General features: G+C 71.3%; 27 protein-coding genes. 2 read left to right on the top strand and 25 right to left on the bottom strand.

All coding sequences use genetic code 11. The features are described from left to right. Nucleotides 1–48: 48 nt before the first annotated feature. A complete protein-coding gene (locus A3G1_RS0104340; RefSeq protein WP_026211799.1) occupies nt 49–897 on the top strand; it encodes a helix-turn-helix domain-containing protein in 849 nt (282 codons plus the stop codon). Then, nucleotides 894–1,121, top strand: a complete 228-nt coding sequence (locus tag A3G1_RS0104335; RefSeq protein WP_018348238.1) for a DUF397 domain-containing protein — start codon at nt 894–896, stop codon at nt 1,119–1,121. The genes A3G1_RS0104340 and A3G1_RS0104335 overlap by 4 nt, the downstream gene beginning before the upstream one ends. 72 nt (nt 1,122–1,193) lie before the next feature. Here A3G1_RS0104335 and A3G1_RS0104330 read toward each other — a convergent pair whose 3' ends face one another. From A3G1_RS0104330 to A3G1_RS0104210, 25 genes are all read right to left on the bottom strand, one after another. Beyond that, nucleotides 1,194–1,415 carry a hypothetical protein gene (locus tag A3G1_RS0104330; protein WP_018348237.1) on the bottom strand — a complete coding sequence of 74 codons (222 nt, stop codon included), beginning with the start codon at nt 1,413–1,415 and terminating at the stop codon, nt 1,194–1,196. 30 nt (nt 1,416–1,445) lie between these two features. Continuing rightward, entirely contained in the window at nt 1,446–2,027 is a 582-nt protein-coding gene (locus A3G1_RS38140; protein ID WP_018348236.1) for a hypothetical protein, read from the bottom strand. A 220-nt stretch (nt 2,028–2,247) separates the two neighbouring features. Then, nucleotides 2,248–2,490 carry a hypothetical protein gene (locus A3G1_RS0104320; protein WP_018348235.1) on the bottom strand — a complete coding sequence of 81 codons (243 nt, stop codon included), beginning with the start codon at nt 2,488–2,490 and terminating at the stop codon, nt 2,248–2,250. Next, nucleotides 2,487–2,804, bottom strand: coding sequence for a hypothetical protein (locus tag A3G1_RS0104315; protein ID WP_018348234.1), 318 nt, complete (start codon nt 2,802–2,804; stop codon nt 2,487–2,489). The genes A3G1_RS0104320 and A3G1_RS0104315 overlap by 4 nt, the downstream gene beginning before the upstream one ends. Nucleotides 2,805–2,817: 13 nt before the next feature. After that, nucleotides 2,818–3,786, bottom strand: coding sequence for a serine hydrolase (locus A3G1_RS33110; RefSeq protein WP_157640887.1), 969 nt, complete (start codon nt 3,784–3,786; stop codon nt 2,818–2,820). After that, a complete protein-coding gene (locus A3G1_RS41630) occupies nt 3,753–4,496 on the bottom strand; it encodes a peptidoglycan-binding domain-containing protein (protein WP_051110402.1) in 744 nt (247 codons plus the stop codon). Before A3G1_RS41630 ends, A3G1_RS33110 begins: the two co-directional genes overlap by 34 nt. 163 nt (nt 4,497–4,659) lie before the next feature. After that, entirely contained in the window at nt 4,660–5,160 is a 501-nt protein-coding gene (locus tag A3G1_RS33095; RefSeq protein WP_018348232.1) for a hypothetical protein, read from the bottom strand. Beyond that, nucleotides 5,148–7,445, bottom strand: coding sequence for a hypothetical protein (locus A3G1_RS0104295; RefSeq protein ID WP_018348231.1), 2,298 nt, complete (start codon nt 7,443–7,445; stop codon nt 5,148–5,150). Before A3G1_RS0104295 ends, A3G1_RS33095 begins: the two co-directional genes overlap by 13 nt. Then, nucleotides 7,445–8,320 (bottom strand): hypothetical protein, encoded by an 876-nt coding sequence (locus A3G1_RS0104290; RefSeq protein ID WP_157640886.1) that lies wholly within the window; start codon nt 8,318–8,320, stop codon nt 7,445–7,447. Before A3G1_RS0104290 ends, A3G1_RS0104295 begins: the two co-directional genes overlap by 1 nt. Nucleotides 8,321–8,324: 4 nt before the next feature. Further along, on the bottom strand, nt 8,325–11,150 hold the full coding sequence (locus A3G1_RS0104285; RefSeq protein ID WP_018348229.1) for a phage tail protein: 2,826 nt from the start codon (nt 11,148–11,150) through the stop codon (nt 8,325–8,327). Between the two features lie 37 nt (nt 11,151–11,187). Continuing rightward, complete coding sequence (locus A3G1_RS0104280) at nt 11,188–11,364, bottom strand: hypothetical protein (RefSeq protein WP_211216206.1); 177 nt, start codon at nt 11,362–11,364, stop codon at nt 11,188–11,190. A 116-nt stretch (nt 11,365–11,480) separates the two neighbouring features. Further along, complete coding sequence (locus tag A3G1_RS33090) at nt 11,481–11,894, bottom strand: hypothetical protein (protein WP_018348227.1); 414 nt, start codon at nt 11,892–11,894, stop codon at nt 11,481–11,483. 92 nt (nt 11,895–11,986) lie between these two features. Beyond that, nucleotides 11,987–12,538 carry a phage tail tube protein gene (locus A3G1_RS0104270; RefSeq protein ID WP_018348226.1) on the bottom strand — a complete coding sequence of 184 codons (552 nt, stop codon included), beginning with the start codon at nt 12,536–12,538 and terminating at the stop codon, nt 11,987–11,989. 57 nt (nt 12,539–12,595) lie between these two features. Then, nucleotides 12,596–13,000 (bottom strand): hypothetical protein, encoded by a 405-nt coding sequence (locus A3G1_RS0104265; RefSeq protein WP_018348225.1) that lies wholly within the window; start codon nt 12,998–13,000, stop codon nt 12,596–12,598. Beyond that, nucleotides 13,000–13,305 (bottom strand): DUF5403 family protein, encoded by a 306-nt coding sequence (locus A3G1_RS0104260; RefSeq protein WP_018348224.1) that lies wholly within the window; start codon nt 13,303–13,305, stop codon nt 13,000–13,002. The genes A3G1_RS0104265 and A3G1_RS0104260 overlap by 1 nt, the downstream gene beginning before the upstream one ends. A gap of 5 nt (nt 13,306–13,310) precedes the next feature. Then, the gene (locus tag A3G1_RS0104255) at nt 13,311–13,625 is read right to left on the bottom strand and encodes a hypothetical protein (protein WP_018348223.1); all 315 of its coding nucleotides are present in this window, start codon (nt 13,623–13,625) and stop codon (nt 13,311–13,313) included. Continuing rightward, entirely contained in the window at nt 13,622–14,089 is a 468-nt protein-coding gene (locus A3G1_RS0104250; RefSeq protein ID WP_018348222.1) for a Gp19/Gp15/Gp42 family protein, read from the bottom strand. The genes A3G1_RS0104255 and A3G1_RS0104250 overlap by 4 nt, the downstream gene beginning before the upstream one ends. A 9-nt stretch (nt 14,090–14,098) precedes the next feature. Next, nucleotides 14,099–15,004: a major capsid protein gene (locus A3G1_RS0104245; protein ID WP_018348221.1), complete on the bottom strand. Its 906-nt coding sequence runs from the start codon at nt 15,002–15,004 to the stop codon at nt 14,099–14,101. A 42-nt stretch (nt 15,005–15,046) separates the two neighbouring features. Then, the gene (locus tag A3G1_RS38130; protein ID WP_018348220.1) at nt 15,047–15,544 is read right to left on the bottom strand and encodes a hypothetical protein; all 498 of its coding nucleotides are present in this window, start codon (nt 15,542–15,544) and stop codon (nt 15,047–15,049) included. Between the two features lie 79 nt (nt 15,545–15,623). Further along, the gene (locus tag A3G1_RS0104235) at nt 15,624–15,839 is read right to left on the bottom strand and encodes a hypothetical protein (RefSeq protein WP_018348219.1); all 216 of its coding nucleotides are present in this window, start codon (nt 15,837–15,839) and stop codon (nt 15,624–15,626) included. After that, nucleotides 15,836–17,500 carry a VG15 protein gene (locus A3G1_RS38125; RefSeq protein WP_018348218.1) on the bottom strand — a complete coding sequence of 555 codons (1,665 nt, stop codon included), beginning with the start codon at nt 17,498–17,500 and terminating at the stop codon, nt 15,836–15,838. Before A3G1_RS38125 ends, A3G1_RS0104235 begins: the two co-directional genes overlap by 4 nt. Continuing rightward, nucleotides 17,481–18,857: a phage portal protein gene (locus tag A3G1_RS33075; protein ID WP_018348217.1), complete on the bottom strand. Its 1,377-nt coding sequence runs from the start codon at nt 18,855–18,857 to the stop codon at nt 17,481–17,483. The genes A3G1_RS38125 and A3G1_RS33075 overlap by 20 nt, the downstream gene beginning before the upstream one ends. A 20-nt stretch (nt 18,858–18,877) precedes the next feature. Further along, a complete protein-coding gene (locus A3G1_RS0104220) occupies nt 18,878–20,530 on the bottom strand; it encodes a terminase (RefSeq protein WP_211216205.1) in 1,653 nt (550 codons plus the stop codon). Continuing rightward, complete coding sequence (locus tag A3G1_RS0104215; protein ID WP_040477621.1) at nt 20,496–20,921, bottom strand: phage terminase small subunit; 426 nt, start codon at nt 20,919–20,921, stop codon at nt 20,496–20,498. The genes A3G1_RS0104220 and A3G1_RS0104215 overlap by 35 nt, the downstream gene beginning before the upstream one ends. Before the next feature lie 12 nt (nt 20,922–20,933). Beyond that, on the bottom strand, nt 20,934–21,746 hold the full coding sequence (locus A3G1_RS0104210; RefSeq protein WP_018348214.1) for an adenine nucleotide alpha hydrolase family protein: 813 nt from the start codon (nt 21,744–21,746) through the stop codon (nt 20,934–20,936). Nucleotides 21,747–21,748 lie beyond the last annotated feature (2 nt).

Genomic DNA, 21,748 nt, shown 5'->3' with positions numbered 1-21,748 from the left:
TTGTCAATGTCGTTTGGCGGCTGCCTCCCCATACCTGACACTGGTCACATGACCGCTCTCGGTAGCCCAAACGTGTACCGGCGCATCCTTGCGAGCGAGCTGCGCCGCCTGCGCGGCGAGGCTGGCCTCACGCAGGTTGAGGCCGAGGAAGCTGCCGGGCTGCCCGAGACCTCACTCACCCGGTACGAGAACGGCACCAACGCGATGCAGGTACCGGTCGCCGGAAGCCTGTTCGCCGTGTACAAGGTCAGTGAGCCCCGGCGCGGCCAACTCCTCGAACTGGTGCGTGCCTCCCGGCGACGGCCCAGCAAGTCAGGGTTTCGGGGGATCATCCCGAACTGGTTCGAGGATCTTGTCGCTCTTGAGCGCGATGCCTCAACGATCCAGCAGGTCGCCCAACGTGTCATACCCGGCTACCTACAGACGGAGCGCTACGCCCGCGCTGTCCTCAGCGCTGGGTTGAACCGGGCTGACCTCGACGGCCAGGTCGCCGCCAGGATGTCTCGCGCGGACCTGCTGAGCGCCGAGCGGCCGGTCGACTACTGGCTCGTGCTCTGCGAATCGGCACTCCGCGTGATGGTCGGCGGCACGGACGTGATGCGCGAGCAGCTCGAACACATCGCGGAGCTTGCCCAGCGGCCGAACGTCACCATCCAGATCTTGCCGGATGCGGCGGGCGCTCACGTGTCGATGAACACGGCGTTTAGCATCCTGTCGTTCGAGATCGCCCCGGCGTTCTCCGTGGTGTACATGGACTATCTGAACGGTAGTCTCTACTTGGATGTCCCTACAGAGGTTGACCCGTATCACCGTGCGTACCGACACTTGATCAAGGTCGCCCTGTCGGACGAGCAATCCCTCGACATGATCAACCAGCGAGCAAGGGACGTCAGATGAGCAACACCATCGTAGAGTTCGGTGACGGGCGGGTCTGGCACAAGCCTCGCCGCAGCGCCGACAACGGCGGGGACTGCGTATGCATCACCCGCGACCCTGAAACCGGCATGATCGGAATGCGCGACTCCAAGGAAGGCTCGGCGGGTGAGCCGAAGTGGTACACCCCCGCCGAGTGGAGCGCGTTCAAGCTCGGCGTACAGGATGGCGAGTTCGACACCCTGTAGGCGGAAACGCCCAACCCACAACGCGGGGCGGCTCCCGGTAGCGGGGCCGCCCTTCTGCGTCTCTGCGTCCGGTCAGCCGATCATCTCGCCCGACACCTCGTCGTGGATCGCGGCGCCGCGCCCGAGGTTGGTGAAGTACTCGCGCACGTCGGCGCGGATCGCGGCGCGGTCGGGGCGGCCGGTGTCGGTGTACTGCCCGAACGTCTTCGCCCAGTCTGCGGCGTCGACCTCGATCGTGTAGGAGACCTTGACCCGGATGCGGCCGGGGGCGGCGGCGGTGTGCTTGGCGTTCATGGTTGATCCTTCGGGCTGAGGTGGCTGAGGTTAGGCGGTGCGGGCGATGCGGCCGACGTACTCGGCGCTGACTCCGAGCAGCTCGCCGAGCCGGGCGTTACTGATGCCGGGAGCGAGAGCCTCGACCTTCGCCATGAACCGCGAGGTCTGCCCGGCGGTTCGCTTGCCCTTCGGGGGCAGCTCGGCGAGCAGCTCGGCGACGGCTTCCTCGAACGTCGGCTCGCGCACGGGCTCGGGTTCCGGTTCGGGCTGCGGCTCGGGCTCGGCGAGCTGGTGAACGCGCCAGCACACCAGCGGCGGCACGGCGGACACGACAACAGTGAGCGCGACCATGCCGGGCCGCGACCAGTCGGCGTGCACCAGGTGGGCGGCGACCTGGGCGACGATCGCCAGCCCGAGCGCCCAGGCCACGTCGCGGGAGCGGCCCCGCATGATCGCGGCCCACATGTAGGCGTCAAGGCCCAGCGGGAACAGCACGGCGGCGACGACGGGCAGCCCGATCACGAGCGCGAGGTCAAACTCGCCTTTCGCGGCGAGCGCGGCGGTCGCCAGCATCGAGACCCAGCGCAGGACAGAAACCGCGGCGAGGGGGGTAGCCTTCTCGGCAGACATGCGGGACTCCAGAGGTTCCGGGTGTCAGGCTCCGGGCTGGTGTTAGCGCACCACCCGGGGCCGTTCTTTCTGAGTGCAGGCTAGACCAGACTCAAAGTGAATGGAAGGGGCGGCGTGGATTCCCGCCCCGCGACCCGTTCCCCAGGCACGAAAAAGCGCCCCGCCCCGCCGACCCTGATACAGGTCAGCGAGACGGGGCGTCCTTTGTGGATGATGTGCGTCACTCGGCCCGGACAAGCGGCGTGCCGTCGCGGTCCTTCGGGTCAGCGACCGGGGTGACGCGCGGCCGGATCAGGCCGAGGTACACCGCGAGATCGGCAACCGCCGCGACGGCGAGCACGACGGCGGCGACCTGCGCCTCGGACAGCGGGACGGCGCCGAGCGCGGCGAGCGCGATCAAGACGGCCTTGACGGTGAGGGACACGGCGGCGCCGAGCCCGGCGGGGTTGGTGGTCGGGTTCATGAGGGTCGGTTCTCCTTGCTGGTGAGGGTGTGGATTTCGGCCCGGAGCCGGGCGATCTCTGCTCGGGCGTCGGCGAGTTCGTCACTGAGGCGGGCCAGCTCGGTTCGCAGCTCGTCGGCGACGACGGCGGCGGCGGATGCGATGGCTTGTGCTGCCTGGGCTCGCAGCGCGTCGCGCTCGGCGTAGAGGCGGGAGACCTCGGCGAGTAGCCGGGTCACCTCGGCGGAGCGGGCGCGGCGGCCGATGAGCGCGCCGAGCAGGGTCGAGACGGTGCCGGTGCCGAGCAGGGTGAGCACCAGGTCGACGGCGCGCACGTGCGGGTTCCTCCTAGGTGGGTCGAGGGGTGACAGGTGCCGGGGTCGGCTGCCCGGCGAGCAGCGCGGCGAGGTCCGACAGCACGCGGGCACCGTGGTCGAGGCTGCCCGGGGCGGGCATCTGGTACATGGCCGCGATCACGTACCGCGCGCCATCCCCGAAGAACCCCACAGTGGACACACACCAGTGCGACGTGCCGCCGTACCGGTTTTCCAGCCACCCGTTTTTGACTCCCGCGCCCGGCCCGGCAGACCACGCGCCCCAGTGCTGCACATCCCCGGCCGCGCGCATCTGCCCGGCGATCCAGTCACGGTCGCCGGGGTGCGTGCGGTCGAGGGTGTAGGCCATGAGCGCGGCGAGATCCGTCGTGCGCGTGGTGAGTGCGCCCCAGTCGCCGTTACTGCCGGACATGGTGAGCCCGGCCATCCCGTACGCGCTGCGGAAGGTCGGCAGCATCGCGGTTGTGCCGTAGCGGCGCCAGGTGCGGGAGGCGGCGGCGTCGTCTGAGGTGTGGAGCATCGCGGCGAGGTCGGCGCGTGCCTCGGGGGTGAGCTGCTGGCGTCCGGCACGGTGCTCGCCGAGCGCGTACACGACGAGCGCGAGCTTGATCGTGCTGCCGGTCCAGACCTGCTCGCCCGTTGCCCCTGTCTGCCAGGTCGCCCCCGTCACCCGGTCGACGAGCACCAGGCCGAGAGTGCCGGGGCTGCGGGCGGCCAGCTCGGCGACGGCACGAAACCGCGGCGACCACTCACACCCCCAGCCCTCGGCGATGCAGGGCGGCGACGGGGGCGGCGTGGTCGAGGGGGTCGCCGTGGGCGGGTACAGCAGCAGCGAGGCGACCGGCGGTTCGGCCGGTGCCGGAAGGGTCACGGTGACCGCGATCAGGGCGGCTGAGGCCAGAGCCCCGGCGAGGGTGGCAAGCAGTGTCCCCCGCCGGGCTAGCGTGCTCAGGTCACCGGGGCAGTCCACGCGGCTGCCCATGTGATCGGGCCAACGATGCCGTCAACGCCGAGCGACTTCTCGCTCTGGAACGCCCGGCACACGCTCGCCGACTGCGGCCCATACCAGCCGTCTACGCCGATCGACCAGCCCCGGGCACTCATGCGCTGCTGCCAGGTGCGGACATCCTGGCCGTTCATCGTGGCGCGGCCCGGGGTGTAGGACAGGTGCCGCCCCGGCCACGCCGGGTAGCTCGGCTGAGGCTGCGGCGTCGGGGTCGGCGGGGCGCCGGTGGCGGGCTTGCCGAGGATCACGTCGAGGACGGCGGCGAGCGCTGCGGCGTTGTCGGCGTGCTGGCGCAGGAAACTCACGTGGACGTGCCACAGGTGCGAGGTGTCCGAGCTGGACGGTCGGCCGTGGTAGCAGTCCCAGCCGGTGACGGTGCGGCCGTCGAGCGTGCCGAAGAACTCGCGCACCGGGTCGAGGCGCGGGTCGTGCGGGTCCTTCGCCGAGGCGAGCAGGCGGGACGTGACGAGCCGCATGTCGGCGGCGTTCATCGACATGTCCACGGCGCTCGCCCAGTTCGAGGCGCCGCGCTTGTCCTCGGGAAGCTGCACGCTGTAGTTCCATCCCGGCTGGTCTTCCCGGGAGATGTGGTAGCCGCCCGTGCGGGCGTGAGCGCGGTCGCCGACGATGCCGGAGAACTCGGCCGAGGCGATGGCGTTCTCCCAGTTCCGGGCGAACGCGAGCATGGCTGGAGTGGCAACGGTAGCCAAGGGTGATGCTCCTATTCAGTTGTGTATTCAGTTGTCGTACGGGGTGAGCAAGCGCACGCGACGGGATGGCCGGGGCGCGGTACGGTCGGGAGGTGTCCGGCGCCTTCCCCCGTGGGTGCCGGACCTTTTCTTTGCCGGGCTAAGCGGGCTGGTAGGCGATGGTCGCGGCGATCGTGTCGCCCGCTGCCCACGCCCACGGCACGGCATGGGTGACCCTGGCCGTCGCGGCGATCAGTTCGAGCTGCCCGGCGGACACGCGGCACACTCCGGCCTGCACGGTGCCGCCGCCGGAACGGGACAGGAAGAGGCTTCCGACCGCGCGCACCCCGGCGGCGACGGGCCGGGGCAGCAGCAGGACGTACGAGCCCGATCCGGCGTTGACGCCAGAGCTGCCGAACACGATGTGAATCTCGGCGTGCAGGATGCTCCCGGCCTGGCGGTAGCGGCCGGTGACGGTCGCCCCAGTGCCGAGGGTCGGCGCGGTGGGGGCAGCGACCAGTACCGGCGTGAACGCCGTCCACGGCGCCTCGTGGACGTTGCCGAGGCGGGTTACCTCGGCGGTGACGGCGTTGATGAAACTCGCGCGTGCCCTGCCGCTGGGCTGCTGTTGCTCGAAGGTGGCGATGGTCAGTCCCCCCATGCTGTGCTGTCCCACCCGGCGACATCCCACGACAAGGCGGGGGCGTCCTGGCGGGCGGTGATGGTCTGCGAGTAGGCGGTTGCGGTGAACCGGTCGCGGATGCCGACGATCCAGTACCAGCCGTCCAGCGCGAGCCCGTCGCGGTCTTGGATGCGCACCCGGTCGCCGAGGGCGAGCCTCGGGTCGCCGACGATCTCGAAATCGGCGAGGACTGGAGACGGGTACGCCAGGTCCCCGAGGACAGCGGCAGCGAGGCGGGCGGCGACGGTCTCGCTCTGCGTCCACGGGGTCGCCTCGATCGTGAGGGGCTGCGGCCCGTACACGGCGATGGATGCCGGGTCGCTGACGGTGACCTCGACCTCGGGGCCGATCGCGAGTACCTTGCCCTCTACCACGATGGTCGGGCCGTTGGTGTTGTTCGCCGTGTACAGCGTCGTCGCGGTGCCGTTGATGAACCGGATACGGCAGCGTGTCGGCTCCCACTGGACTTGAGCGCGTAGCGCGTCGTCGTCGATCGCTGTGCCGGTGCCGTTGGCGGCGGTGTTCCACGTGATGTAGGACCAGATGTCGCCGGGCTGCGGCGGGGTGCGCATGTTGATCGTGCTGAATGTGGTGTAGACGGGCTTGTCGAAGGCGAACCACACGTCTACAGAGCTGTTCGCCGGGACGGTGATCACGTCGCGGGCTTGCAGGATGTACACCTCAGCCGGGTCGCGGCGCACCGGGCGGTAGCGGGTGGTGATGATGTTGCGTACCCGGTCGATGTCGGCGGACTCCGCGAGCGATAGCAGCGAGTCGGCGGCGGTCAGCGTCCGGGCTGTGCTCGTCGTGGCACTGGTGGGGCGGGTGCGGTAGACGAACTTGCCGTCTTCGTCGAAGTAGGCCGAGGCTTGCTCGGCGGCAGCGATCTCCTGTATCAGCTTCCACGCCTCGCGCGGGGTGCCGTCGAGGATGCCCACCAGATCCAATGTGGACGGGTCGATGCGGGCGGTCGGCGTGAATGCCGGGTCGTGGTGCCAGGGTGCGTCGCCTCGGTGCCACAGCGCGATGTCGCTGATCGGCATGTACGACATGAGCGCCGAGGCCGCGCGCATCGGCCGTCCGTCCGGCGTGAAGGTCGCCGAGCTGGTCGCGCCGTCGAGGTTGAAGCCGACTGTTCCGGCCGTCTTGTCGAGGCGCACCCCGACGTAGTGCCAGGCTCCGTCGTCCGGCAGGGTCGGCCCGAATCGCTCTGTGGTGACGGTGCCGGGGTCGCCGGGGAACCCGTTCGGGTTGTAGGCGTAGCTGAACATGAGCCGGTGGTCGAGGCCGACGCCAAGTGTCACCGTGCCCCGGGGCATAGTGTCGACGCCGTTGGTCACGAAGCTTTGATGTCCGGCACGGGCGGTCATGGCCGAAGGCGGGTCGCCCGGCACACGGCGTGCCCAGAATCCGATCGTGACTCCGGTCCAGGTGACCGTGCCCCGAGGGCCGCCGCCCTCGTCGATGCCCAGCGTCCAGCCGACCGCGCGGAAGTCCGGCCCCGGGCGGGCGTCGGCGGCCAGGACGTAGCGGCCCGGCACGAAGGTCGCGGCCGGAAGCTGCGGAGCCCCCGGGGCGGACAGTTGCGCTGACACCAACAGCGCGAAGGCAGAGCGAGTGAACGGTTCCAGCGAGCCCCAACAAGGAATGAACACGTCCGGCGCGACGGGGCGAGGCGAGGCGTCGAACGTGTACGTCTTGCCGCCCCGCACCGTGCGCGCCTCATAAGCGGTGCGGCCGATGATCCACGTCCCGTTCGGCCCGGCGCGCTCGGACACCACCAGCGGCGCCGTGCTGAACCTGAACAGCTCGCGGTAATCGAGCCCGCTCACGCTGGCGGCCCGGCGGCCGGAGTCAACGGACAGGGAACGGGTGAGGCCGGTGAACCGGCGGATCATTTCGGGGCCGGTGCTGGTCATCATGCCGATGTCGGCGACGAGCGGGCGGGCGAGGCGCTCACGCCCTGCGAGCGGGGACTCAGGCGAGGCGGACGAGAAAAGCCACGCGGCGTGCTTGGTCTCGTCGAGCGGGTCGCCGCCGCCGAGGTCGACGGTCAGGCTCGCGGCGGCGGTTCCCTCCACGATCCGCACCTCGTCGGGCAGCTCCCCGGCGAGCACACGCTCGATGCTGATCGACTCGCACAGCGCCGACACGTCGTCGCCCTGGTCGTGCCCGTCGCCGTCCCAGTCGATCGAGACCCGGGCGACGGGCTGCCGCTCCGGCGCCTCGATCGCGGAAGCAAGCTCATAGCTCGCGGGAAGCATCAGCCCACCTCCACGAACGTCGCTGTGCAGTCGTGCACGTCTGACCAGGGGTAGTCGTCGGTGAGTTCGGTGAGCGAGACCATTGGCACGCCGCGCCCGGGGCGCCACAGCGCCGGAGCCGGGCGCCCGTCGTACGTCGCCGACAGCGCGTCGAGGTACACCGTCGTCGGCGCGGTAACCGTCGAGGGGGTGGCGCGCAGGAGAGGCATAGCGCGGATGAGCGTGCCCGCCGGGGCGGTCGCGGTGACGGTGAGCTGAGTCCAGCCAGCGGCGCCGATGGCGACCGCGGGGGCGGCGAACGAGCCGAGCACCGCCCCCATGTTCCCCACCCAGTCACCGCCGAGGCTGAGGGTCACCGGGCGCGACGCGCGGGCGTGCGCGGTCAGCGTGTACCGGGTGCCGCCGGGGATCGCCGAGGCGGCGGTCGCCAGCGTCGCGGCGTCCGGCCCGGCGGGGTTGGCGGGCAGCGACCAGGCGAGCACCCGGCGGCCCGCGATCGTGTCCGGCGCCGGGTCAGACGCGACAGTTTCGCCCGCGCCCAGGGGGAACCACCCGGTCGTGTCGCCGCGCGCGTCCGTGCCCGACGCGACGTTCGCCGGGAGGTAGTTCCAGCCCGTGTCGGTGGAGACCAGGGCGAGGGGGCCGGGGCCGTGCGTGCCCGCGTGGAAGTGCTCCAGCGCGGCGTACTCGTCATCGGTGAGGCGCTCCCACCGGAACGTGTACGACCGGCGCCCGGCCCCGGCGAACTCGACCACCCGCCCGCCGCCTAAGAGCTGGTGCTCGCCGTGACGGCGTTCCATCGTCGCCGACACCCCGGGCAGCGGGTCGGGCATGGCGATCAGCTCGCCGCCCCAGCGGCCCACATACAACGGCACGGGCTCACCCCCTCCGGCTCAAGTCGCGCTCACCCGCGCGGACGTGACGAGCCACGCGCGCCGGGTCGCGGCGGATGGCGGTTTCTACGGCGTCGATGACCGGCCCGTCGCCGATGCGCACCTCGGCCGTGAGGTTGACGACCGGGGCGAGCGGCTCAACCGGCCCAGCAGCACCCAGCCCGTACGCACCCGGAGTGACCGGGGGGACGGCGGCCGGGGCGGCGCGGGACACGCCGAGGGCGAACTCGCGCTCGATCCCGCGCGTGACGCCTTGCAGCTCGGCGCGCAGCGCGGGCACCTGGCCCGTGATGCCGTCGATCAGGCCACGCATGATCAGCCGCCCGGACGGCGCCAGGATGCGCGCGTCTACGGCGGGCGGCCCCTTCCAGCTCGGCAACAGATCGGTGATCTCGCCAAGCTTCGCCTTGAGCTTGCTGACCTGCTGCTGAATGCCGTTGATCAAGCCTTGGATGATGTCGCGCCCGGCGTTGACCAGCCAGGAGCCAGCACCCCGGAACACGCCGAGCACCTTCTCGCCCAGCGACGACAGTGCATCGACGGCGCGGCCCGGCAGCGACCGGACCCACGCGACGGCCTGCTCGACCCCAGCGGCAACCGCCGTGTTGATCTTGAGCCAGGTCTCAGCGAAGAACTGCCGCCCGCGCTCTTGCAGCGACAGCAGCGCGGCGATAGCGCGGCCCGGCAGCGACCAGAACCACGAAAGGACTCCGGTCACGCCGTCTGAGACCCACTGTCCGAAAGAGACGAACACGCCGAGCAGCCACGCTTGCACCCGGGCATTGAGCCCCGACATGGCCGCGACCGCCCGCTCGGGCAGCCCGCCCAGCCAGGACAGAACCTTGCCGATGAGCTGGTCGAACTTCTCGGCGGCGGCGGCGAAGTTGAGGGAGGCGATCCACTGGCCGAGCAGCCGGAAGCCCTTCGCCGCCCCGTCCGCCTTCTCCGCGATCCAGCCCAGCGCCTTCGCGAGGGCCTCGACGATCGGGGTAAGGATCTTGGCGGCGGCGAAGGTGTTCCAGATTCCGACGAGCTGTAGCACTGGCTTCAGGAACGCCAGCACCATAACGAGGATCTTGCCGAGGGCGGCGACCAGCGGGCCGAGCAGCGGGAGCAGCGCCCGCACGGTCGGCATGACCGCCGCGACCAGTTCGGAGACGACCGGCCCCAGCTCGGCGCCGATCTCCGAGATGACATCGATGAGCCCCGATGAAGTGATCGCCCCGACGAGGGCGGTGAGCAGAGGTTCGAGGGCGACGAGGGCCGTCGAGAGCACCCCGGCCAGCACCGCTCCGAGTTTGCCGATCAGGGGCAGCAGGGGCGCGGCGGCAACGACGATCTTGCCGAGGGCGGCGGCGATCGGCGGGAGGCTCGGGCCGAGGGCCTGTAGCCCCTGGGTCAGCCCGGTCGCGAGGGCGTCGAGCGCCCCGGAGTCCACAATGGACTTGACGATGCCGACGATCGCTGTCGCGGCGGCTTGCAGCCCCGGGCCGAGCAGCCGGGCCACGCTGGCGAGGGCTGGCGCGAGCACCGAGCCGACCCCGGCGGCGAGGGTCTGCACCACCGGCAGCAGCGCGGACGCTACCGCCGACGTGGAGGCGAAAAAGTCTTGAAGGGCTTGCTTGCCCTCGCCCGCCGACAAGAACGCGTTGACGGCAGTGAGGACGGTTTGCAGGGTGCCGAGCAGCCCGCCGCCGGAGGACTGGGCGGCGGAGAAGACAGCGCCGACGATCCCGCCGAGCTGGAGCAGGATGCCGCCGATCGAGCGCAGCGTATCGCCGACCCGCGAGACGAACTCGACGAGCTTGCCGCTCTCGGCGGCGGCGTTGACGAACTCGGCGAACCGGCGGGCGGCATCAGCGAGCCCGATTCCGGCGCCGCCGATCGCGGGCGCGAAAGCACCGATGACCTGCCCGGCGGCCTTGAAGATCGGGATAGCGGCGGCGCCCCAGGCGTGCACCGACTCGCGGGCGGCCTCCAGCGCGGCCGTGATCCCGGCGATGAACTCGCTCGACTGCGCGCCGATCGCGGCGTTGCCGAGGACGATGCCCCACTCGTCGCCCAGCCCGGCCAGGTACCGCGACAGCAGGGGAAGCCAGGTCTTGACGAGCCCCTGCACTTCCTCAGAGATCGGCCCGAACACTCCACTTTGGACGCGCGCTTTGATGGCGTCGAGGGCGGGTCGGGCCTTGAGCAGCTCGCCGACGAACGCGCGGGCGGGCGGGGCGAGTTTCGACAACGCCTCGGGGTCGCCCTTGAGCGCGTCCCCCACACCCGAGAAAGCGATCTTGAGGGGGGCGATAGCGGCGACCGCGACGGCGGCCAGGGCGGGCAGTGCGGCCAGGGCGCCCAGCGCCGGAGCCAGGGCCGGGCCGAGGGCGGCGGCGTGCGACACCATCCCGGCCAGCGCCGACACGGCAATGCCCGCCTTTGCTGCCGAGGCGAACAGGGCGGCGGCCTTGGTCACGGCGGCCTTGAGCTTGGCCGTGTCGAGGCTGACCGGAAGCTTGATCCGGCCCGCCTTCTCGGCGACCGTCGCGGCGGCCTTGGCCTCGGCGGCGACCGGCCCGGCGTCCACGTCGAACGTGGTGCGGATGTTGACCCGGGGGCCGGTGCTCGCCAGCTTCACCGCGCGGTCTACCTCGCGGGCGAGCTGCACCGGGTCGACGGCCGTGCCGATCTTGAGAACGGTGCGGGCCTCGATGCGCTTGAGGTACCGGTCGAGGGCCTTGGCGAAGTCGCTGACGTTGGGGAGCACCCGCACGTAGACCCGGCTGGCTTCGACACCACCGGGGGCCTTCTTGTCCGCCACCCCTCCCCCTTTCCGGGTTCAGGGCCACGGGGCCGGGTCAGATGGTGCGCGCTCCGGGGAGATCGGCCACCCGCACCACGCGGCGCGCTGGGCTCGATCCGGGGCGCGGCAAGGGTTTCGGCGGCCGGACGCGCTTGCGGCTGTTGACCTGTACGACGGCGTGGGTGTTGGCTTGCACGGCGTCGATGAGCGCGGCGAGCAGGTGCTCGGGCACCCCCCACCCGTCGTGCTCGGGGCCTCGCAGGGCGACGGCGAGGCGGGAGGTCGGAGGCAGCTCGCGCACCAGGGCGAGCAGGCGCCGCCACGACAGGCGGCCGGTGAACAGGTCGCCTAGCCGCGTGTGCGGCGCGAGGTCTGCCTCGATCGGCCCCGGGTGTTCCGCGACGAGCCGCGCGAGGCCACAGATTCCCCCGGCCCCACCCCCAGCGCACCGAAGTAGTCGGCAATCAGGCGGGCGATGTCTGAGCCGCTGAACGGGGCGTCGTCGAACCGGTCGCGGTCGGCGGCGGGGAGCGCGGACCTGAGCATGTCCTCGGCGACCGCGCTGACCTCGATTGCCTCGGCGGCGTCGAGGTCGCCGCGCCCGGTCATGCGGTCGGCGAGGGCGGCGTACCGGCGCAGCCGCGAGGGGCGGGCGTCGATCTCGCCGAACACCCACGTGCGGCCGTGCGCCTTGTGGATGAGCACCGGGTCGCCGGGCTTGCGGTTCGCCTCAGCGGCGAGGGCGTCGAGCTGATCAGTCATGGCAGACCTGTCCTCTATGAAGTTGTGGGCAGACCAGGGAGAGCCCCGGGGCGGGCGGGTCTGCGTGCGCCCGTCCCGGGGTGATTCAGCGGCTAGCCCCCGGCGGGGGTGCCGAGGTTCGGGGCGAGCAGGGACATGAGGTGAGCGGCGGCGGCGTGGTCGAGTACCTCGGCCTCAAGGGGCATCGCGGCGAAGTCCTCGGGGTTGGCGCCCATCTCGCCCGCTGGGCCGATCGCCGCTTTGGCGACGTGAAAGTCGATCTCCTTGCTCCCGTCGACTAGCCGAATCCATAGGGCTCGCTCAACGGGCGCGGGGTTCTTGACCACGCCGAACGTCCCTGGCGAGCTGATGTCGCCGCCCCCGAAGTAGTGGGCAAGGTTGGAGTTGTCGAACTGGAGCGCCGTCCAACCCAGCTTGAGCGAGATCTCGTCGACGGAGACCCGGACACCAGCACGCGCCCGCCACGTGCGGCGGACGGTCTTGCTGATCTCGAAGGTGATCGACAGGCCATCGGTGGAGGTGTGGCCGTTGTCGTTCCACGGGCTCGCGGGGCTAGTCGGGTTGGCGGGCTTGGCGGTCCCGGTCGGCGCGTCGTAGATGAACCCGACGCCGGGAATGATCAGGGTGTCGTCAGAAAGCGCCATCGGGGGCGCTCACCTCCTCGGGAAGGGGAGCGCCAGGCGGCGCGGGAACGGGTCAAGTCATCGGGTGGTGAGCTGCACGGTTGCGGTGTGCCGGTGCAGGTGCTCGGGTGCGCCCGGGTCGGGCACGCTGGTCGGCCCGGCGAGTACTACGGCACGGACGATCACGCCCTCGGGGAGCACGACCGCGCGGGCGAGGGCCAGCTCATGCAGCGCCCGGAGCAGCAGGGTCCGGGCGTCGGCCCGGCTGGGTCCGTGCCATGCCTGTAGGTGCATCGCGGGCCGGTCGACGAGCAGCCCGCCGCGCCAGCTCGGCGCGCTGGCGGTGCCGCCGATGCGCTCGATGACGACCAGGGGCACGCGGCCGGATAGGTCTGCCGGGCGCTCGGTGCCGAACCGGATGCCGGTCAGGGCGGGGCGGGCGCGCAGGTAGGCGAGGGTGAGCCGTTCGGCGTCGGGGAGCATCAGGCACCCCCGGCCACGTCTGCGGCAGCACCACCGAGGGCGTGCATCCCGGGTACCGGGCGGCGCGACTTGCGATCGAGGTGCCCGAACTCTTTCGCCTGGGCGCCCGGGTCGTCGCTCTCGACGCGCAAGTCGGTCTTGCCTTTGCCGATGTACAGCGAGGCGGCGAACGTGCCGTCGTCGCTGTGCGCCTGGGCGCGGGTCCTAGCGGCGTCGAGTACCTGCTCGGCGACGGCGCGGACCTCGGCTTTGACGGCGGGCAGGCGGGCGAGGCGCCGTTCTATCCCGCGCTTGGGCTTGGGCATCTCCCTCACCTCGCCCGGCGCAGGAGCACCCGCCAGTAGGCGACGGTCTGCTCAGGGTCGGCGTAGCGCTGCGGCGGCCCGGACACCTCGAAGCGGGTGCCGCCATAAACCGCGGCCGACCACGCGTCCGGCGGGGCGGCCTCACCGTCGAAGTAGACGGCGAACAGCTCATCGGTACCGTCGCCGGTCTCGCGGGCGCGGAAGGGCTGCACGAACCCGGCCACCTCGACGCCGTGCTCGCCGGGTCGGCGTACCGGGTTGCCGTCCGGGTCGTCGGCTTGGACGGAGTAGAACAGGGTGAGGGTGTGCGGGAGGATCACCAGTCGGCCCAGCTCTCCCACGGCAGCAGGTCGCCGCCGTACCCGTCGCCCTTCCAACGGGTCGTGTCGGTGAGCACGTCGTCGCGAACCACAGGCACGGAGACAATGCCGCCGGTCGGGGTGACGGCGGCACGCAGCATCCGGCGCTCAGGCTCGGTGAGGTACACGCCGCCGCCCTGCTCGTCGCGGCCCCAACGGCGGGTGTAGTCCCCGACCGTCTCGGCCGACAAGCCTTGCGGGTTCCGCAGCGCGCGGACGGTCGCGGCGGCGGTGACGACGGCGAGCACCTCGGGACGGCCGGGGTCGAGCTGCCCGTCGGGGCCGACCCACGCCCGCCCGGTGGTGTGGCGTACCTCGGTGGACACGTCGTCGAGCAGCGCCAGGGCGCGGGCGCGCTGCGGCCCGGCCAGGGTGCGGGCGAGGCGGGCCTCGACGGCGGGCAGCTCGGCCAGCGGGGGCAGCATCAGCGGCCCCTACAGGGTGAGCTTGACGGCGCGCACGAAGTCGGGCGCGGTGCCCGCGTCGGCGCCGTCCGGCCCGTCGGCGACGATGCCCGTACCGGTGAAGATCGACACGACGCTACGGTCGCGCAGGAACGCGGCGTCGTAGTCGCGCAGCCAGCGCACGGCGAGCCCGGCGTACGACTCGGACTGGCCGAAGGTGGCGCCATCCGGGACGGCCGGGGCACGCAGCGCCAGAGTGTAGGCGGTTCGGTGGAAGCAAAATCCCACGTTGGCGGGGATGGCGTTGGTCTTGTAGATCTCGAACCCAGCCAGGTTGCCGACCTGGGCGCGGCGCAGAACCCCGTCAGAGCCGGACGTGTCGACCTGCTTGAGAACCTTGGACTTGAGCAGCTTGTTGTACACGTCGGCGCCGAGCACCGCGTACCGCTGCGTCAGGTCAACGTTCGCCTTGTCGAGGGCGGTCGCGGCGTCGGTGAGCGCGTCCTCGGGGTCGGTCGCCGGAACGGTAATCGTGGTCGGGTACGCGGCGCCGACCATCTCGGTAGCGACCTGATCCTCGACATCCTCGGCAATCGCCCTGATCTGCGGCGCGAGGATCTGAGCCCCGAAATCGGAAATGTCAAGCGTCAGCTCTTCGTCGGTCACGCTGGTCGCGTGGTACACGTGCGTGCGCAGCGACACGCTGACCTTCGTCTCGGTCAGGTCGTCAGTCACGATCTGCGCACTACGGTCGCGGAGCGCCATGCGCCGGGCCTTCGCGCGGGCCGGTACGTGAATGTCCACAGTGTCGTTCATGGCGCCCGCGAAATCCGAGGCGGCATCACGCCACACGAGGTTCGGCAGGACGATCTCTCGCTGGAGCAGGCCGAGCGCCGCCGCAGCGATCACGGTCGGCTTGATGAAGGTATGAGCCACGGCGGTTCCTATTCAGTTGTGTTTTCAGTTGTGGTGGTGCAGCTAGAACGGCATCCGCGCCTGGACCATCGCGGCGAGCTTCGCCGGGTCCGTCTCGTCCGGCGGACTGGTCGGGTCCGAACCGGCGCGGACCTGCTCGACCGGGCGGCGGGCAACCGGCGGAGCGGAGGGGGCCGCCGCTCCGAGACGCTCAGAGAGCAGCTTTGCCCGTGCCTCGATCTCGTCGGCGCTGCCCGAGCCGAGCAGCGCGGCGAGGTCGTCGTCGAGCTGGTACCGGCGGGCGACGCGCTCGCGCGCCAGCTCGGCGCGCAGCTCGGCCACCTCAGCCGAACCGATCGGCGCAGCAGCCGGGGCCGGAGCGGGGGCGGCTGGTGCGGGGGGTGTCTTGGCCTTGGCGAGGTCGGCGCGGAGTCCCTCGATCAGCGACCAGGCTCGGGCCGGGTCGAAGGTGGTGCCGTCGCGTTCCCACGGCGGGGTACCGGTCGCGGGTACCGGGTCGGCCGGGGTGGTCGGCTCGGGGGTGGTCGGGTCATCAGACAAGGGGTGCCCTCCTGGGGCGTGTGCGGACAGGGGAAAGCCCCGGGCCACTGGCACCGGGGCGAGAGATGAACGGGAAGGGTCAGGCTGTGTAGTCGACGCTGCCCGGGGTGTGGGGCTGCTCAGCCAGGTAGGCGGCGACCCAGCGGCGGGCGAGCACCCGGTCACGGGGGCTGCCTGCCGGGTCGTACGGGCACACGGTCAGGGGCAGCCCGCGCCGGGCGGCGAACCGCGCGGCCCGCATCGCTGCGAGCAGCTCGAAGCGGCTCGGCCCGGTCGGTACCGGATCAGGGCTCACAGGAAGTCCCTTCCGTTTGACTGTCCCCGGGTCACGCGGGCGGCGGCGACATCGGCGTCGCGGTTCAACAATGCCGCCTTGAACTCGGTGTAGGTCTGGCGCTGCGACACCTCGGCCCAGAACCTCAACAGGTCTTCCGAAGCGTACTTGCGGGCTCGCGCTGTCGTGCCTGAGAACAGGCTCAGCGGGTCGACGTTCGCGGCCTCACCCGCCCGGGACAGCAGGTGCCCCCGGGTGAAGTTCTCGGCCTCGACGTACTGCAACGCGACCCACTCGTCGTACAGGCGCCTGACGGTCTGCTCGCGCGTCTCGCCCGCGATGCGCTGGGCATCCACAGCGGCGTTACGTTCCTGCCGGTCGAGGTCGGCCGGGTCGAGCTGGTACGCCTCGGCGTACGCCTCGCGGTAGTCCCAGCCCCGGGCGAGCAGCGCGTCGAGCACCTGCTCGGGGTCGCCCGTGTCGTAGTCCTCCCACGGGTTTGCCGCTTCACGGTCGGCGTCGCGGCGGGCAAGCTCGGCGCCGATGCGCTCGACGGCGCCCGGGTTGCCGGAGTGCTCGCCGTACAGGTCGAACAACTCGGAGTCGAGCAGCCGGTCGAGCGCGATGCCGTCGAGCGGGCCGGGCTCGGGTTCGGGGTCTGCTTCGCGGCGGTCCATCTCGCCGAGCAGCCGTTCGAGGTACGCCTCATCCGGGTCGGGCGTGGCGCTCCACCGGCCGAACTCGTCGGCGAGATCCTCATCGGACAGTGCGGCGAGGGCGTCGTCGTCGAGCTGGGCGGTACCCGGGTCGTCCGCGTCGGGTTCGCCCGGCGTCTGGTCGGGTTCCGGGTCGGTTCCGTCGAGCAGCTGCTCGGCCGGTTCGGGTGCCTGGGCTGCTGGTTCGGGTGCCGGTTCGGTGCTGTTCGGGGTCTGGCGCTGCGCGTTCAGTGCCCGGCGGAAAGCGTTCAGCGGGTCGCGGTCGCCGTGGGCGTGGTCCTTCCAAATCTGCTCGTACAGGCGCCCGTTTCCCGGCCAAGGGTCGCTACGGCTGTAGACGGCGACGGGCTGGCAGGCGCATCCGTCGTGATAGTCCTCGCCGTCGTCGCCGTACTTGGCGGCGTACTCCGTCTTGTAAACCGGTCCCCTGCTCAGCAGCATCGCGCAGAAAGCGCAGGGTGAGCCGTCAGAGACCCGTGCCCAGCCCAGCGCGAGACGGTCGCGTTTGACGGCGTTGTGCACCAGGTCGCGCCCGCCGTCGAGGACGTGCCGGGAGGCCGCGCCCAGCGCCCGGACGGATGCGGCGCGGGCTGCCTCGGCGACGGGGCGGCCGTCGCGGGACAGGCGGCGGATGGTGGCCGGGCCGGTGACGAGCAGCGAGGTCCGGACCGCTTCCGGATCGGCCGGAACCGGGGCCGGAACCGGGGCCGAACCGGAGTTCGGAGGAACGGAAAGTCGCCGGTACTCGCCGAAGTAGCGGGCGGACAGGCGCGCGGACTCGGCGCGGTGGGTTTGCACGAGCGGAACCGCCGCCCGAAGCCAGCGGGGCGCGGTGTCGGCGATCCGGAACGGGTCGAGCACGCGCCAGGTGTCGAGGAACCCGGCGGCGAACCGGGCGCGTACGCCGAGCTGGGCGCGGCGGTGCGCCTCGATCAGCCGGGTTCGCTCAGCCTGGCTCGCTGCCATCGGTTACCCCCGCCGGTACGGTCGGCCGGGCCTGCCGGTCGAACTGGTCGGCGAGGGACGCGAGCGGGTCAGAGTCGCGGCGGAGCTGCTTCCACTCGTCCACTTCGGTCTGTGTGACACCAGGGATGCGCGACCAGAGGGCCTCCGGCGGGATACCGAGCATGGTCGCCGCCTTGCCGAGCGCGTCAACGATCTGGCTGAGGCTGCGGGCTTCCATGTCCCGCCAGCGGACCTCGGCGGCCGTTTCGGCGGCCCCTTCGGCGTCCCCGGCGAGCGCGGCGGAGAGCTGCAAGACCTGTTCCCAGTTCTCGCCGAACCCGACCTCGTACTCGACCCGGCGGCGGGTCTGCCCGTCGCGTGCTGCCGCGAGGGCCTCGGCGCTGAGGTTGGCGAGCTGGCCGAGCAGGTCGCTCGCGGGGGTCTGGGACATGACGGCCATGTGCCGCATCGAGGCGTCGGCGGAGTCGAGCAGCGGCCCGAGCGGGGTGCCGTCGAGCTGACCGAACCGGGTGTCGGGGTCCTCGGCCATCAGGAACCGGCGCGCGTCCACGGCGAGGGGTACCGGCTGGCCGTTGGCGTCCAGCTCCGGCGCCATGCCGGTAGCAAAACGCACGTTGAAGCTGCCGAAGCTTTGGGCGACGAGCAGGTCGAAAATGGTTTGGCTCAGCCGGTCCTGTGCGGGGATCAGCGGCTCAACCTCACCGGTCACCCGGCCCTCAAGGTCCGGCAGCGCGCGGAACGCCACGACCGGGCACACCCCGGCGCCGTGCTCGTCGCTGCGGACGTAGGTGATGCCGTCGCCGCCCTTGGCGCACGTCAGGTAGTAGATGTGCGTCGCGTCGTACAGCCTCAAGTTCCAGCGGCCGTCGCGTATCGGGTCGACGCGCAGCGCCATCGCGGGCCAGTCGTCGCCCGCCGGGTCGTCCCACGCGGCGATCATGCGGCGCGGGGACACGCCCCGGATGACGGGCATCGGCGTCTTGGTGAGCGGGTCGATACCGGGGAGCACCGTTACGTACGCCGTGCCGTAGGTCAGCGCGGCGCGGTGAATCGCGGTCTGGCGGGCGTCCATGCGGTTGGACTGCCAGTGCTGCCAGCCCCGGCCCGGCTTGCCATCGCGCAGCGTGTACGAGGTGACGTACAACGCCTGTGCCACCCCGGACACGACCAACGGCAGCAGGTTCGTGATCGAACGCTCGGCGAGCAGCTTGTACTCACGCGACGCGCTACGCGGGGTGTACGGGCCGGGGTGATCGCCCTTCATGTACCGGTCAATGCGGTCGAGGCGATCGGACTCGGCCCGGTAGGCGGGCAGGATGTCGGCGGCGGCAGAAACCGCGGCGGCAGGGGTGAGCAACCGCCACCCCCTTTCGCTGGTCAGAAGGCCCAGACACGGCCGGTGCGGTTGCTTTTGCGCTTGTCGAGGGCGCCGGAGGCGAGCAGCTCGCGGCGGCACAGGCGGGCGCCGACAGCGCAGACAGCCAGATCGACGCGCCGGTCGCTCGACCGGTTCTCTTTGCCCAGCGAGACGCCCCACCGGTTCGTGCGGCGGCGGGCATTGAGGACGTGGCGCCGTAGCCTCGGGTCGCCGTCGTGGGTGAGTGCGGCGTCGGCGAGGTCGATGAGGAACCGCTCGGCCCCGGCCGTGAACTCCTTGGTCTTGGTACGCATGTCCCACGCGACCGGGTGCGGGGCGCGGCCGGTGGTCGCGGGGATGAGCAGCCGGTCGCCGTAGGTGTCGCCCCACAGGTCGACGGACTGCTCGAACTCCCTTACGTCGGCCCAGAAAGCCGCCACGTCGTACGTGTCGAACGCTCGGCGGACGGCGAGGTTTACCGCGTCGCGGTTGACTTCCCAGCCGTCGCCCGCCGGTCCGGCGGGTTTCTCCCAGCAGTCGATGACGAACACGTGACCGGTGGAGACCTCGCAGCCCACCAGCCCGGAGGCGTCCCCGGATTTCGAGCCGTCGAAGAACATGACGATGGTCTCGTCGGGCTCGACCTGGTGCTCGTGGTCGGCGGCGGTGTCCCACTCCTGGGCGCTCGCCCAGCCATCGGCGGCCGTGGTCACCTGGTTGAGGTAGAACCGGCGGGCCATGCTCGGCGGGGTACGCGGGTCGTAGATCTCGGCGATCAGCCGGTCAACGTCGAGCCAGTCGGCGTCACCCCGGGCGGCGATGATCCCGGCACGCAGCGACTCAGGGTCGGCGAGGTCCACATCGGGCGGTGCCTCAACCGAGTCGTACAGGATGCCGGTAGCGCGGGAGTTCCCGGCGGCGATCTGTAGCCAGGCGTCCCAGTCACGTTCGGCGTCGCTGTCCTCGCCTGGCTGGTGTGCGTTGGTGATCGCCAGCGCCCGCGCGCCGTCGCGCGACTTGGCGAGGTTACGGGCGATGACCTCGCTCATCTCGTCGCCGTTGTTGCTGGCGATCCAGTGGTGATTCTCGTTCTTGATCACCAGGGAGGCGCGGTTACCTTCCAGCGCCCGGGGCGAGCTGGTGACAGCCTCGATGCGCCCGCCCCGGCGCGAGTGAATGATCTCCTTGCCGAGGTCGATGCCGTACTCGTCGATCGCCCGCGCCGAGAAGAGGTTCGGGAACAGCGACATGGTGTTCTTGGTCTGCGACAAGTTGACGGCGGCGCACTGCACCCACGCGGCCGGATGCGAGATCACGATCGGGGTGCCGTCTGCCCGCCACCCGCCGAAGCGGCACGGGCCGACGAACTCGGCGGCGGCGAGCGCCGAGGCAACAGGGTCTTTGCCCCAGCCCTTCATGCGGCGCAGCACCGCGTACCGGTAGACGAACCGGCCGCGCTCGTCGATGGCGTAGAACCACACGACGAACCGCGCTTGCTCGGCCGTGAACCGCCACGGCGCCCCAGCGTCCGGGCCGTCCGGCTGCACCAGGTAGCGGGCCGTCCACGCGAGCAGATCCCAGCCGAGCGAGTGCGCGGGCAGCCCGAGCGGGCCAATCCGCACCGGGGCGAGCGTCAGCTCACCCGGCCCCGAGGGCACGGCGATAGTCGTCAAGAGCCACCACCCCGGCATCAGGGCCGTCGTCTGCGGCGCGCTCGATTTCCATGCGCACCCGGCGGCGGGCGGCCTCAGTGGTCAGCAAGTCGGCCATGCCGGACCAGACGGCGGCGAGCATCTGCGCGGACACCCGACCGGAGTTGAGGTGCCGGGTCAGGTCGTAGGCGAGGATGCGCGCGGCGGCCCAATCGCTGGGCTCGAAGTAGAGCGCCTGGCCGGACTCGGCGAGCGCGGCGTACCAGTCGGCGGCGAGCGCGTGCGCCGGGAACCCCAGCGGCGGGGCGTCGACCGGCCCGTCGCCCGGGGTGATGGTGGTGATCGGCTCGTCTTGGTTGCGGCGGCGCCGCTGGTCGCTGCGCTTCGGGATGGGGCCTCGGGTCGCGGCCATGCTCACCCCCGCTCAGGTCCAGCACGCCCCGTTGTCGCAAGCGGCGTCGTCTTCGGGGTCGAGCCCGGGAATCTCGTCTTGCGCCGGGGCGATGTCCTCGGCGAGGGGTCGCGCGCTGCGGAGGAAGAACACGCGGTCGCGGCCCAGCTCGGCGCGGCGGGAGTTGAGCAGCGACTCAAGGTCGCAGGTCGCGGCGAACTGGGCGGGCCGGTCGCGGCGCATCGTCGACCAGTGCGCGCGGGTGTGCAGCGGGCAGAACCAGCACGAGGACTTGCCCGGCACGGGCAGCCCGGCGGAGCGGATCACGTTCATGCAGTCGGCCCGGTTCAGGCGCAGGTCAAGCAGCGGATACGCGACGCGCTCGTACGGGTTGGCCCGGCGGTTGTGCGCGCGGTGCATCTCGTCGAGGGAGATGCCCACAGCGACCGTCGCCGGATTCTCGGCGCTGGCCCCATTCGCGCGCAGCCACCGCCCGATGGTCTTGATCTTGAAATCGGCGGTGCACGAGCGCGTGCCGGGCGAGCCGTTGCTCATCCTCACCGGGATCGGCAGGGACCGCGACCCGGGCCGGGTGAGCCTGCCGAGCAGCGTCTCGACCTGGCCGTCGCGGCGCACCCGGTCGAGCTGGTGTAGCGCGATGCCGTGCGCGGCGGCGTAGGGGGCCGCCACGTCACGGACGTAGGTCAGGCTCGCCGGTTCCTCGCTGTCGTCGCCGACGTTGGCGAACAGGAAGGCGGGGAAGTCGATGCGAGCGGTAGCGGCTAGGACGAGCAGGGCGGTTGACTGCACGCCGCCGCCGTAGGCGACGGCTCGGATTCCGGCCACGG

The organism is Longispora albida DSM 44784, from assembly GCF_000379825.1.
In the GTDB taxonomy this organism is placed as follows: domain Bacteria; phylum Actinomycetota; class Actinomycetes; order Mycobacteriales; family Micromonosporaceae; genus Longispora; species Longispora albida.
This window is presented reverse-complemented; position numbering and strand designations above follow the sequence as displayed.